General features: G+C 53.2%; 9 protein-coding genes. 3 read left to right on the forward strand and 6 right to left on the reverse strand.

Going from position 1 to position 14,063, the window contains the following annotated elements; all coding sequences use genetic code 11:
- Positions 1-8 precede the first annotated feature (8 nt).
- Positions 9-470 (forward strand): aspartate carbamoyltransferase regulatory subunit, encoded by a 462-nt coding sequence (gene pyrI, locus UF06_RS17970; RefSeq protein WP_039430560.1) that lies wholly within the window; start codon positions 9-11, stop codon positions 468-470.
- Positions 471-587: 117 nt separating this feature from the next.
- Complete coding sequence (locus UF06_RS17975) at positions 588-977, forward strand: RidA family protein (protein WP_045571669.1); 390 nt, start codon at positions 588-590, stop codon at positions 975-977.
- Between the two features lie 76 nt (positions 978-1,053).
- Here UF06_RS17975 and UF06_RS17980 read toward each other — a convergent pair whose 3' ends face one another.
- The 3 genes from UF06_RS17980 to rapA all read right to left on the reverse strand — a co-directional run bounded on the left by UF06_RS17980 (position 1,054) and on the right by rapA (position 5,786).
- On the reverse strand, positions 1,054-2,016 hold the full coding sequence (locus UF06_RS17980; RefSeq protein ID WP_045571670.1) for a D-2-hydroxyacid dehydrogenase: 963 nt from the start codon (positions 2,014-2,016) through the stop codon (positions 1,054-1,056).
- A 36-nt stretch (positions 2,017-2,052) separates the two neighbouring features.
- Positions 2,053-2,805, reverse strand: a complete 753-nt coding sequence (locus UF06_RS17985; RefSeq protein WP_045571671.1) for a pseudouridine synthase — start codon at positions 2,803-2,805, stop codon at positions 2,053-2,055.
- Positions 2,806-2,876: 71 nt separating this feature from the next.
- Positions 2,877-5,786, reverse strand: coding sequence for an RNA polymerase-associated protein RapA (gene rapA / locus UF06_RS17990; RefSeq protein WP_045571672.1), 2,910 nt, complete (start codon positions 5,784-5,786; stop codon positions 2,877-2,879).
- 521 nt (positions 5,787-6,307) lie between these two features.
- Between rapA and UF06_RS17995 the strand changes: the two genes are divergently transcribed.
- The gene (locus UF06_RS17995) at positions 6,308-7,684 is read left to right on the forward strand and encodes a PhoH family protein (RefSeq protein WP_045571673.1); all 1,377 of its coding nucleotides are present in this window, start codon (positions 6,308-6,310) and stop codon (positions 7,682-7,684) included.
- A gap of 192 nt (positions 7,685-7,876) precedes the next feature.
- Here UF06_RS17995 and tldD read toward each other — a convergent pair whose 3' ends face one another.
- The 3 genes from tldD to UF06_RS18010 are packed head-to-tail and all read right to left on the reverse strand — an operon-like array spanning position 7,877 to position 14,055.
- Entirely contained in the window at positions 7,877-9,322 is a 1,446-nt protein-coding gene (gene tldD, locus UF06_RS18000; protein WP_039430570.1) for a metalloprotease TldD, read from the reverse strand.
- The gene (locus tag UF06_RS18005; protein ID WP_045571674.1) at positions 9,319-10,155 is read right to left on the reverse strand and encodes a carbon-nitrogen hydrolase family protein; all 837 of its coding nucleotides are present in this window, start codon (positions 10,153-10,155) and stop codon (positions 9,319-9,321) included. Before UF06_RS18005 ends, tldD begins: the two co-directional genes overlap by 4 nt.
- 9 nt (positions 10,156-10,164) lie before the next feature.
- Positions 10,165-14,055: a YhdP family protein gene (locus UF06_RS18010; RefSeq protein ID WP_045571675.1), complete on the reverse strand. Its 3,891-nt coding sequence runs from the start codon at positions 14,053-14,055 to the stop codon at positions 10,165-10,167.
- Positions 14,056-14,063 lie beyond the last annotated feature (8 nt).

Here is a 14,063-nt window from a genome sequence, read left to right on the forward strand (position 1 = left end):
GAAATAGCATGGAAAAAGAGACAAAATTGCAGGTTGAAGCGATTAAAAACGGTACAGTGATTGACCACATTCCGGCACAAGTGGGCATTAAGGTGCTGAAACTGTTCGATATGCACAACTCTTCCCAGCGCGTCACCATCGGCCTCAATCTGCCCTCTTCCGCGCTTGGCAGTAAAGATCTGCTCAAAATTGAGAACGTCTTCATCAGTGAAGAACAAGCGCGCAAACTGGCGCTGTATGCCCCGCACGCGACCGTTAACCAAATCGAAAACTATCACGTGGTGAAGAAACTGGCATTAGAGTTGCCGGAGTTTGTCAGCGATGTGTTCGAGTGCCCGAACAGCAACTGCATTTCTCACAACGAGCCAGTAGCCAGTAGCTTTCGCGTGTTTGAAAAGAAAGGCGATGTGCGCTTGAAATGTAAGTACTGCGAGAAAGTATTTTCACGCGAAATCGTCACCGAGCGTTAATCATTACAAGCACTCCCCCAGCCTTCGCGGCTGGGGGATTTTCTCTTTACCAATCATCCCTTTCGCGGCACACTGAAGCCTCTTTTGTTTTCCCTTCAATCAAGATGGAACATAACAATGACTAAAGTACTTCACACTGATTCGGCGCCTGCGGCCATCGGCCCTTACATTCAAGGCGTTGACCTTGGCAACATGGTCCTAACTTCTGGCCAGATCCCCGTCAACCCTGCGACCGGCGAAATCCCAGCAGAGATCGCAGCGCAAGCACGTCAGTCTCTCGACAACGTCAAAGCCGTGGTCGAAGCCTCTGGCCTGAGCGTGGGCGACATCGTAAAAATGACGGTTTTCGTCAAAGATTTAAATGACTTCGGCACAGTGAATGACGTGTACGGCAAGTTTTTTGACGAGCACAACGTGGCGCACTACCCAGCCCGCTCTTGCGTAGAAGTGGCTCGCCTACCGAAAGATGTTGGCATCGAAATCGAAGCGATTGCGGTACGCAAATAATTGATTGAGTCGGCTCACCGAGAGCGGCAAAAAGTAAGGGTGACACGAGGTCACCCTTTTTTGTCTCTGCGCGAGGTCACACTACGCGATTTAACGCTTCACCGCGCCAAAATGCATTGATGTTTTCCATCAGGATCTCGACCAGTTTGCTGATCGCCGAATCACTGCCCCACGCCACATGCGGTGTGAGCAGCAAGTTCGGCAACGCCATGTTCGCCAACAGCGGATTGGTTTCATCCGCAGGCTCTTGGCTAAACACATCCACGCCAGCACCAGCAATTACACCATTTTTCAGCGCAGCGACCAACGCCTGCTCATCAACCAAACCACCTCGCCCAGCATTGAGTAAAATCGCCGATGGCTTCATTTGCGCCAGTTCCTCCGCGCCAATCAAATTGACCGTGTGCTCAGACAGCGGACAGTGCAAGCTTATGGCGTCACTGTTTTGCAGCACTGCGCTAAACGGCAGATACCCTTCACGACACTGCGTCGCCCCTTTGTGCTCAGCAAAAAGCACCTGCATACCCAAAGCTCGCGCCAGTTTGGCGGTGGCTTGGCCCAGTGCACCTGCGCCAATAATGCCTAAGGTTGTGCCAGCAATATCGCCAATCGGATGGGTAAAAAAGCAGAACTGCTTATCTTTTTGCCAGACGCCAGCGGCAATATCTTGATGATAAGCAAACAGATTACGTCTTAGGGCAAACAGCATCGCCATCACATGTTCCGGCACTGAGTTGCCCGCATAGCCTCGCACATTACTCACCGCAATCTGCTTGGCCGCGCAGTAGTCCACATCCACGTTATTAAACCCGGTGGCTGCCACCGCGATCAGACGCAGATTGGGCAGTTGACTTAACAGCGCTTGGTCTAACACCACCTTGTTGGTGATAACCATATCAGCCGCTTGCAGGCGGTCCACCACTTGCTCTGGCGAGGTGAGAGGGTACTCAATCCAGTGGTGAGCAAAATCGACTTGCGGCAGTGGAATGTGAGCGGGAATGGTGGCTCGGTCGAGAAAAACGATAGTGGGCAGTGACATAGCAACTCCTGTAATGCACTGCCCATCGCTCGTTGATTAAGGGTTGGACAGCGTTTTGTAATCCGGTAATTTACGCGCAGGATCGTAATAAGAAAAGATCATCTCTTGCGCCTCCGGATAAAAATCACACGGCACAAAGATGCTGCGCAGCCAACGATTCTTCGGATGATAAAAGCTCAGCTCGGCGGCATGCAACTCTAAACGTGCAGAAAAGGCGCGCGCTTCACCGCTAGCGTAAAACTCATCCCCGACAATCGGATGACCGATGGACTGCATATGTACACGCAGTTGGTGAGTACGGCCGGTGATCGGCAGCAGGCGCATGATGGTGGTCTGCTCACCATTGGGGTGCACTTCACGCTTGGCCACGTGGAACTTGGTCTGCGATGGCCTGCCCTCTTCATGACACACTTTCTGCAACGGACGATTTGGCCAGTCGACAATCAACGGCAGATCGATCATGCCTTCATCGGCTTCCACATGGCCCCAAACGCGAGCGTAGTAGATTTTGTGCGTTAAACGGTATTGAAACTGCTTCTTCAGTGCCGATTCTGCATGTTTGCCTTTGGCTAGTAGCATCAAGCCTGAGGTGGCGAGATCCAAACGGTGTACCACTTGAATATCTGGGTCTTGCTGTTTCAAACGACTCCAGACGCTGTCGTGGTATTGCGGCAAGCGCCCCGGCACCGACAGCAGGCCAGACGGCTTATTAACCACCAAGATATGCCCATCTTCATAGACAATGTCTATCCAAGGGTCGGTCGGCGGATGGTATTCAAACTCAGACATAAAAGTGTCTCATAACAAAATCAATCAAGGTCGCCCGTTGAGTGGCATATCACGACAACGGGCGACGCGAATTAGTTGTGGCTGACCACAATCAAACGCAGTGAATCAAGCTGGTACTGCGCTTTGCCAATGTAACCACTCAGCTCTTTGATTTGCGCGTCAATCGCTTCCAACTCTTCGTCACGAATATTCGGGTTGACCGCTTTCAGCGCTTGCAGACGTTCCAGCTCACCATTGAGGCTTTGCTGCATCTCTTGCTGTGCTTGCTGACGAATCGCTTCGACGCGCTCAACCACCAGCGTGTCGCCGGACTCAATCAAACGGTGAATATCTTGTTGCACCGATGAAACCAGTTTACTGGCCAGATGACGGTTAACTGGGCTGAGCTGGCGGTTAAAGCCTTCAAACTCAACTTGAGCCGACAAATCGTTGCCGCGCGCATCCATCATCAAACGGATGGGCGTGCGCGGTAGGAAGCGGCCGATACCGCTGCGTTTTGGCGCTTGAGCATCCACGGCGTAGATCTGCTCGAGCAAAATTGTGCCGACCGGCAACGCTTTGTTCTTCAGCAGCGACACCGCACAGGTACCGACGCCTTCGCTCATCAGCAGGTCGATACCGCCTTGAATCATCGGGTGTTCCCAACTGATAAAGTGCATGTCTTCACGCGACAGCGCCGTATCGCGATCAAACGTAATGGTCGCCCCTTCGTACGGCAAGCCCGGATAGCTTGGCACCATCATGTGCTCGGATGGCGTAACGACAATCGCGTTTTCGCCTTTATCGTCTTGGTTAAGGCCAATGGTATCAAACAGGCTCAGCGCAAAGCTCACCAAGTTGGTATCGCCATCTTTGCCCGCGATCTCTGCCACGATCTGCTGCGCTTTTTCGCCGCCGTTAGAGTGCATTTCCAACAGGCGATCGCGCCCTTGCTCCAACTGCGCTTTCAGCTCGAGGTTCATTTTGGCTGATTGGGCAATCACCTCTTCCAGCGGCGTATTGTCACCGGATGCGAGGATCGCAATCAGCGTGTCGGCGTATTGGTCATACACCGCGCGGCCCGTTGGACAGGTTTCAGCAAACGCGTTCAAGCCTTCATCGAACCAACGCGCGAGCACCTCTTGCGCGGTGCCTTGCAGGTAAGGGACATGAATGTCGATATCACGTTTTTGTCCGATGCGATCCAAACGACCAATCCGCTGCTCAAGCAGATCCGGGTTAAACGGCAAATCAAACATCACCAACTGGTTTGCGAACTGGAAGTTACGGCCTTCTGAGCCGATCTCACTACAAATCAGCACCTGGGCACCGCCCTCTTCTTGGGCAAAGTACGCGGCTGCTTTATCGCGTTCGAGAATCGACATGCCTTCGTGGAACACGGTTGCGCGAATGCCTTCACGCTCGCGCAGCGCTTGCTCTAGTTGCAGCGCGGTGCTGGAGCGTGATGCGATGACTAAAATCTTCTCGCTGCGTTTGGCGAGGATTTTTTCCAGCAGCCAGTTTACCCGCGAATCAAATTGCCACCAGCTTGAATCGTCCCCTTCAAACTCTTGAAAGATCTCTTCCGGATAAAGGTTTTTCATCGCACGCGCTTCCGGCGTCATTTTACCGCCGATCATGCCAGAGACACGCATTGAGGTAGTGTATTGCGATGGGATCGGCATCGGCAGCAGGTGTACGTTACGCACCGGGAAGCCTTTGATGGCAGCACGGGTGTTACGGAATAAAACACGCCCCGTACCGTGGCGATCCATCAGATTGTCAATCAGCTCTTGGCGCGCAGCGGCTTTGCTCTCTTCATCGGCGTTGCTTTCGATAATACGAAACAGCGGTTCAACGTCCTGCTCCGAAAGCAGCTCAGTGATCTGATTTTTTGCCTCATCAGGCAGCAACTTGCCCGAAAATAGGGCAGTGATCGCATCGGCAACTGGCGCGTATTGCGCTTCTTCTTCGACAAACACCTCGTAGTCGTAGAAACGGTCTGAATCAAGCAGGCGCAGGCGGGCAAAGTGGCTCTCGCGGCCAAGCTGCTCAGGCGTTGCTGTTAGCAGCAATACGCCCGGCGTGCGCTCAGCCAGCCCTTCAATCACTTGGTAGCCGCGGCTCGGTTTGTCTTGGCTCCATTCCAGATGGTGCGCTTCATCAACCACCAACAGATCCCAATCCGCTTCCAGCGCTTGCTCAAAACGCTTGCGACTTTTGCGTAAGAAATCCAGTGAGCAGAGCACGTACTGCTGGGTGTCAAACGGGTTGTCCGATTCGGCGAATGCTTCGATGCAGCGCTCTTCGTCAAAAATCGAGAAATGCAGGTTGAAACGACGCATCATTTCCACCAACCACTGGTGCTGCAAAGTTTCCGGCACCACAATCAAAATGCGCTCAGCACGGCCAAGCAGCACTTGTTGATGAATGATCATCCCCGCTTCGATGGTTTTACCTAGGCCAACTTCATCTGCCAGTAACACGCGCGGCGCATGACGACGACCCACTTCGTGGGCAATGTAAAGCTGGTGAGGAATAAGGCCAGCGCGCATGCCACAGAGGCCGCGCATTGGGCTGCGATGCTGCTCATACTGATTTTTCAATGCGCGGTAACGCAGCACAAAGTTGTCCATGCGGTCGATTTGACCGGCGTACATTTTGTCTTGCGGCTTGTTGAAACGAATTTGGTTGCTAAGGAAAATTTCACGCAGTGCCACGCCCGTTTCTTCGGTGTCTTCGCGCGTGCCGAGGTAAGTGTAAAGGCCTTTCTCTTCCACCACTTGTTCCACACGCAGTGACCAGCCTTCTTGACACTCCACGACATCACCGACGTTAAAAATCACTCGGGTTACTGGGGCATCGTTACTGGCATAAACACGGTTTTCCTCTGAAGCGGCGAACATTAATGTCACCGTTCGCGCATCTAATGCGACCACCGTACCTAAACCCAAATCACTTTCCGTATCGCTGATCCAGCGTTGCCCCAGAGCAAATGTCATGAATTGACTACCTCGTTTTGATTATGAATTCTAAAAGCTTAGTTCTGCTTACGCCCCTCGCCAACCGGGAAAAGGCGAATAATTCGCTGTAAAAATCGCCGCAGAAAAAGGCCGCTAATCTTACTTGATGCCGTGATGGAGGTCACGCCCAAACACTGGGATTCACCCTATTTTTTTTTCGCCGAACGTGGATGAAATCAAAATGTAAAAAACTCATGGCATTTGTGGGATCGGGTGTGATCAAATTTGCGTATACTTAAACAGAACCTGTTCGCCCTGTCTCGTCAGAAAGCTGACAGCGGCACAGATAATGCAGGTTCTCGGTACACGTTTAGGATCAACACGGGTTTGCAGTAAGTCGTCTCGCTACTCGGTTGACATGCCATATGCGCCCCCAATGGTGCCTCTGTCGGTAATGGCCGGAAGTATTCGACCTCTGCTGCAAGCATACGGCCAAGCAGAAGACCTCTGTCTTCGCTTGGTACTGAGCAAGCAAAGCCGCGTTGCGGCAAGGAGACGCTATGGGCGATACCGACCGGAAACTGTTTGTACTTGATACCAACATACTGCTACACGAACCCTTCGCTATCTACTCGTTCAAAGAGCACGACGTGGTGATACCCATGACGGTGCTTGAAGAGCTGGACCGAATCAAAGACAGTAAACGAGATGTGGCACGCGATGCGCGCGTGGCAATTCGTGCACTGGAAGACCTCTTTCGCGATGCCACTCCGGATGAAATTTCAGAAGGCATTCCCGTCTCCGGGGAAGGCAACAATCGCGGTACCATTGCTATTTTGGCCGATTTCGAACTGCAAGAAACGGTCAAAGCCTTTGCCGATAAAGCGGGCGACAACCGCATTCTCAATGCCGTGCTCTATCTGCAAAACAAACGTGCGCCACGCGAAGTGGTGCTGGTTACCAAAGACATCAACATGCGTCTGCGCGCCAAAGGGGCCGGAGTACGCTTTGTTGAAGACTATCGCACCGACCAACTGATTGACGATATTCAATACCTGACCAAAGGCTTTCAACAGCGTGAAGGCGATTTTTGGCAAAACGTGGATCAGGTTGAAAGCCGCACGCTCGGCGGCCGGACCTATCACACCCTCGATAGAGCGCCGTTCGACCCGACCTTTATTAACCAATATGTGATTGATGAAGAGAGCGACTTCGCCGGCCGTGTGGCGGAGATTGACGGCGATAAACTGACGCTGCTCGACATCAGCCGCGAACGTATGATGCACCGCCGTGCTTGGGATATCTCACCGAAGAACATCTATCAGGCGATGGCGCTGGATGCGCTGCTGGATCCGACCATTGACCTTGTTATCCTCACTGGCGCGGCGGGCAGCGGTAAAACCTTGCTTGCCATGGCCGCCGCGCTAGAGCAAACCATAGAGAAGAAGATGTTCGATAAGATCATCGTGACGCGCAACACGCCAGACATCGGCGAGTCGATCGGCTTCTTGCCCGGCACAGAGGAGGAAAAAATGATGCCTTGGCTTGCGTCCGTGACCGATACGCTGGAAGCGCTGCACAAAAACGATCACTGCACCGAAGGCTCGCTCAAATACATCGTCGATAAAGCCAACATTCAGTTCAAATCGATCAACTTTATGCGCGGCCGTTCGATTCAAAATGCGTTTGTCTTGCTGGATGAGTGCCAAAACCTTACCGCATCGCAAATCAAAACCATCATCACCCGCTGTGGGGAAGGCACTAAGATCGTCTGTTCTGGTAACCTCGCGCAGATTGATTCCCACTATCTGACTCCAGTCACCTCGGGCCTGACCTACATGGTCGAGCGCTTTAAGAATTTCGAAGGCAGTGCCAACATCCACCTCAACGGTGTGGTGCGCAGTCGCTTGGCGGAATTTGCCGAGGAGAATTTGTAGTGGAGAAAGTGAGGAACTAGGAAACGAGGTTGCTGGGTTCTGGGTTCTGGGTTCTGGGTTCTAGGGGCTGGGGGCTGGGGGCTAGGATCTAAGATCTAGGATCTAGGTTACTCATAAATGAGCAAACGAGACAATCGTGAGCTTAAAAAAGGGGGCGATCATTTCGCCCCCTTTCGTTTTTATTGTGTGGGATTATTCCGTGCCGCCTACCGTGATGGAGTCGAGTTTCAGGGTCGGTTGCCCAACACCAACCGGGATACTCTGCCCGGCTTTGCCACACACGCCGACACCGCGATCGATGCTGAGATCGTTACCGACCATCGACACTTGCTGCATGGCTTCAATCCCTGAACCAATCAAGGTCGCACCTTTGACCGGGCGAGTGATCTTGCCGTTTTCGATCAAATACGCTTCCGAGGTTGAGAAGACAAATTTACCGGAAGTGATGTCTACCTGACCGCCACCGAAGTTCGGCGCGTACAAGCCTTTTTTCACCGTGGCGATGATCTCTTCCGGCGTGTGCTGACCCGGCAGCATGTAAGTGTTGGTCATGCGCGGCATCGGCAGGTGAGCGTAAGATTCACGGCGACCGTTACCCGTTGGGTTCACGCCCATCAAACGCGCATTGAGTTTATCTTGCATGTAACCTTGCAAAACGCCGTTTTCAATCAGGGTGTTGTATTGACCATTTACCCCTTCGTCATCCACGTTCAAAGAACCACGCAGATCTTTGAGTGTGCCGTCATCGACAATAGTACACAGTGGCGAGGTCACTTGACTGCCGATTTTGCCGGAGAAGACGGAAGAGCCTTTGCGGTTGAAATCCCCTTCCAAACCATGGCCGACCGCTTCATGCAGCAGTACGCCCGGCCAGCCCGAACCGAGCACCACAGGCATGGTTCCCGCTGGCGCAGCGTCTGCTTCAAGGTTGACCAGCGCCATGCGAATCGCTTCATCAGCAAAGTGGAAAGCACGTTGCACGCCATCTTCTTCACCGATAAAGAAATCGTAGCCAAAACGGCCGCCGCCACCTGAGCTGCCACGCTCACGGCGATCGCCTTTTTCCGCCAGTACGCTAATGGACAATCTCACCAGCGGGCGCACATCGCCTGCGTAAGTGCCATCGGTTGCGGCAACCAGCATCTGTTCATGCACGCCGCTTAAGCTGATCGACACCTCTTTGACAAGCGGCTCTTTGGTGCGGATATAGGCATCGAGCGATTTAAGCAGTTCGGTTTTTTGCTGTTTTTCCCAGCATGCGAGTGGATTGAGCGCCGCATAATAGTGCTGATTGTCGCTACGGCGAAAGGCTTGCACTTGACCATTTTGCCCTTGCTGGGCAATACCGCGCGCGGCAAGAGCGCTTTGACGTAAGCCGTCCAACTGGATTTGGTCGGCATAGGCAAAACCGGTTTTTTCACCCGTCACAGCACGCACACCGACACCACAATCAATATTGAAAGAACCGTCTTTGATGATGCTGTCTTCCAGCACTAGAGATTCGTGCCAACTGGACTGAAAATAGATGTCGGCATAGTCAATTTGGCGCGTTGCAATGCTGCTTAACGTCTCCGCCACGTCCTGCGCTGTTAGACCTCCCGGTGCTAACAGTGCCTCTTCTACTTGATTAATACTCATAAGCTTGACTCTGCTTTTTTATTTAGTAAATGGGTAAAACGACCATGCTGAGCAACGGGCATGTTTTGTCGAATCTTCTCGCTATAGGCTAAATCAATCTCGGCAACAAGCAAGTCGCCCTGTTGTGAGAGTTGCGCCACCACACTTCCCCACGGGTCAATCACCATCGAATGGCCCCACGTTTCTCGCTTGGCGGTGTGCTGGCCACCTTGTCCCGCAGCAATCACCCACGTTTGTGTTTCGATTGCTCGGGCTCTGAGCAGCACTTCCCAGTGCGCTTCGCCAGTGACGGCGGTAAACGCCGCAGGCACCAACATTATTTGCGCACCTTGCTCGCGCAGCGCTTGGTAGAGCGCAGGGAAACGCAAGTCGTAACAGATACTCAGACCAAGTTTGCCAACCGGCGTCTCCACCACGCAAATTTCATTGCCGGGCTGAAAACTGTCGGACTCGCGATAGCTACCGTGGCCATCGGCCACATCGACATCAAACATGTGCAGTTTGCTGTAATGGCCTAAACGCTCACCATCAGGACCAAACACCAGACTGGTGGTGGTCACGCCAGTGGCGCTGCGAATCGGCATGCTGCCGACCACCAAGGTGATCTGCTGGCTTTTCGCCAACTGCGCCAAAGCGCGTTGCAGCGGCCCATCTCCCAGCACTTCCGCATGCTGGTGGTAGGCTTGTTTGTCGGCAAACAGCAGCGCATTTTCCGGTGTCACCACCAGTTTCGCCCCTTGTTTGGCAGCCTGCTCACAGCCGCGTTGAATCGCCGCCAGATTCGCTGCGGGTTCGGCGCTTGAGGTCATCTGAATAATGGCAATCCTTTCCATTGCACACTCCTATTGTTGCGCTTCGCTGCGCATTTTCTCTGGCAGGGTAAACTCACCGCGGCTACGCGAAATCTCTTTTACCGTCGGCGCTTCCAGCGGCCCTTTGACTTCGTAGTTGACCTGCGTAAACACCTCAACCACGGGCGAAATCACCGTCGAGATCGCCAGCACGTACAGTGCAGTTTGCGGCGCTACGGCAAACGCCGTCAGAATCGGAATACCCGAGGTGACATCGGGGATAAACTGCACTTCGGCATCGACCGTGCGCTGCCCCATGTCCGCCAAACCGCGAATACGCATTTCACCGGCCAGCGCATCCATAAAAATGTCGTTAGTGACAAACACACCATCTTGAATTTTGCCGGTGCCTTTGATCGAGTTAAACGCCATGCCCTGATCAAACACATCGGTAAAATCGAGCTGCATTTTACGGATGATCGAGTCTAGACTGAACAGCCCCAGCAGACGCGCCGCGCCGCTCACATCGGAGATCACCCCTTTGCCAAACTCGCTCTGTACTTCGCCATCTAAGGTGCTGACACGCATCGACCAAGGTGCGCCATCCCACCCCACTTGTGAGGTGATCTCAAACGGCGCCTTTTGGATCCCCGAGGTAATGCCAAAGCGCTCCATCAAGTCGCTGTTGTTTTCACCGCTCACTTTGAGGTTCATTTGAGAGTGACTGCGCTCGCCATCCAGCATCCAGCGCCCGCTCACGTCCACCTGACTATTGCCACTGGCGAGCTTGAGCTGTTTCCACTCCAGCGCGTTACCTTGACGCTGTAAATCGACGTTAACGGTACCGACTTTGTAGCCTTGTAACCAAAAATCATCAATATTGAGAGTCAGATTCGGCATCGCTTGGTGGAACTGACGGTCAAAATCGCTGATGAGCGGCGCATCTTCACTTTCTGCGGTCAACAGCGACTCTTGCTTGGCTTTTTTCTCATCCAACCCCGGGATATAAAGGTGCAGTTTCTCCAACGACACCGCTAAGTCATAAGGTTCAAGATAGTGCGCTTTGCCGTCGACTTCCTGACTTTTCACTTCCAGTTGCCAACTGAGGTTCTTCTTACGCGCAGAGAAATCCACATCGTGGAACTCGATCCCTGCAAGGCGCAATGTCGGCGTTTCCAGTTTGACTCGAGTGGGTAGCGGAATTTCTGGCGTTTGCATCCCGTCGAGCGCGGACTGGTTGCTCGCGGGCTTCGCCATCACCACATCCAGCCATTCATCAAAATCAACGTAGTCAGTGCGGATCAACGCATGATGCCCCACCACTGGGCTGATTTTGAACCCGCCATTGCCCAGTACCAGGTTGGTCGCGGTCAACTGCGGCACTTTACCGGTAATGTCGATTTCGGTTTGATATTTCGCATTGGGAAGTTGCAGACGCGCGGTGATCGACTCTTGATTACCAGAGGCTTGCAAGCGCGCATTCCAGCTTTCACCCACCGATTTATTGAGCGGATACGGGTAGCGACTGGCGACGCGATCCAACTTAGCGCTGAGATCTAACTGATAGGTGAAGCCGACATCATTGAGCTGCAAATCGATGTCCATCAACCAAGGCGCATGGCCGGAAAGTCGCCCTAGCCATTGCTCGCCGACATAAGGGACCAGCGGCTTCACATCCCAATCCGCCACGGTGTTGATCTTAACGCTGTAGCCGTAATCGGCGCTTTCACCGGCAAAATCGATGGCGATGTTCTGCTTGAGCAACTTGGCCGCCAAACCGGAGGCTTTCACCACATCGTTGTCGAACTCAATCCGTCCGGAGACTTTTTCCAAAGCCATCGGCGGCGCATCAATATCGACATGATTGCCTTTCAGATCGGCGTATCCCCACGCACGCGGCTCTTTGCTGCTCTCAAAGGGAATATTGAGTTGGAACTGCGATACCACCGGCCCTTTAACTTGCAAAGCCGTGAGCGCAGCGCCGACAGAGTCCACCAGCGGTGTCGCGGTCATGTAGTCACGCACCGCATTGCCTTCCGCCGTGGCGCTCGCCTCGATTTCAATATGGCCATCTTCGACCAGTTCCGGAATACGTCCGGTGATACGCGACGCTTGCACCTCTTTTAAGGTCGCCGATTTTGAATCAAGGTACATGGCATCGTTTTGGAACAATAGATCCATCTGCAAATCCGTGATCGGCGGCCACGCGGTATCAAAGCTGAATTTCCCCTCTTGCAAACCGACCCAAGCTTGGAACATGCCATCGTTGTCTCGGTAAGGGAACTGACCCAGTTCACCGTACCAAAGCAGCTTGGCGGTATTGACTTTACCACCTTGAATCGCGCTGGAGAGATAGTCGGTTAACTCGCGGCCAAGCGCCAACGTCGGCAAATAACGCCACGTTTCGCCGGCATTGTAAGCGTCGGCTTCGGCATAAAAAGAGAGAAACGGACTCTGGTTGTCTGGGAAGTCTAAACGAAACTCACCCAACACTTGCAAATCTGGCGTGGCGGCGGTCACCTTGTCGGCCCATAGTCGCCAGCCCCCAGCGTAGTTTTGCCACACAAGGTCGACTTGCCCTTGCTTGATATTGAGCGGCGCCTGAAAGACGTCTCCGTAGGGAAACACATCATCAATCACCGCCAAAGAGACTTTGGCTTGCGTCGGCGTGCCGAAGATTGATCCTGTCACATTGTGAAAACCCGGCAACAGATCCCACTGCTGCATGGCTAAGGAATCGACTTCTGCCGAGTAGCGCAGCGAGTCGAGCCCATCGGTCATTTTCAGGCGAATGTCTTCAATCAGCCCTTTTGGCTCCAGTTTGACCAACACATCGGTCACGTCGGTAGAGTCTGGCATCAGCTTAACCAGTGGCAGCAAGGCCTGAATGCTCAGTTGTGAGAGGTTCAGCGTCCAACCTTGTGGCTGCCAATCAAAGGCGACATCCAGCTCCGGCCAGTCGGTTTCGTCGGTGCGCAAACTCAGTGAGTGGCCATTCACTTTCCACCCCTCTTTATCGGGAAAAAGCTTGAACACGCCCGATTCGAGGATCAGCGCATGGCGACTTTTTTCACTCCAGATAAGCTCGGAAGGCAACAATTCCACATAGGCATAACGCGGCTTCGAGTGCTGTAAGGTCAGCCAAGACTTGAGGCTCACCTTGCCAGATTCAATCCCGCTCTCACTTTTCATATAGCGAGTCAGCCAAGGCGTCACGGAGATCTCCTCGGCATTAACGTAAAACTCACCACTAACATCCAAGAGCGAACCATGATCGACAAAGTTAGCGGTTACTAACAGCGCATTGAGATTGGTGCCAGCAATGCTGACCACCCCTTCCGCTAAGTGGTGCGCGCCTTGATTACGCCAACGCAGCTTCTCAATATCCAGTCGGCGATTTTCGCCCGACACCGAGCGATACCAGATTTTCGATTGAGTGAGCAACACCTCTTCAAGTTGCCTGAGCAACAAGGTATCGAGCCGTTCAATCAGTTGCGAAGTTTCACTGTCCACCACAGGTTGCGCAGAGGTTTGACTGCTCTCGGATGGCGGCGAAATAAGGTTCAGCGATCGCACATCCAAAGCCAGACCATTGAGATCGAGATTGGCGACGACTGGCTGTAAAGTCAGTAAAGATTGGAGTAAATCGAACTCGACGTGGATTTCATCCACCGACAAATTGATCTCTTGCTCACCGGGCAGTTGCGCCTGAAGCCCTTGCAACGCCACCGACGGATGGCTATTGCGCCAGGCGCCAGCCACACTGCGGATAGCCACATCAAGGCCCGTGCCCTGTTTCACCCAACTGGTGATTTCTTGCTGAAAATGGTTCATGCGCGGCAGGGCAATCCGCAGCGCAGTGACAGTGACAGCCAGCAGCAGCAGGGCTGACACGATCAGCCACAGCAGCGCTCGCCCAAGGCGGGTAACAACAGAGATCACAAATTTTC

The sequence above is a fragment of the Vibrio sp. S234-5 genome (assembly GCF_000960595.1).
GTDB lineage: Bacteria > Pseudomonadota > Gammaproteobacteria > Enterobacterales > Vibrionaceae > Vibrio.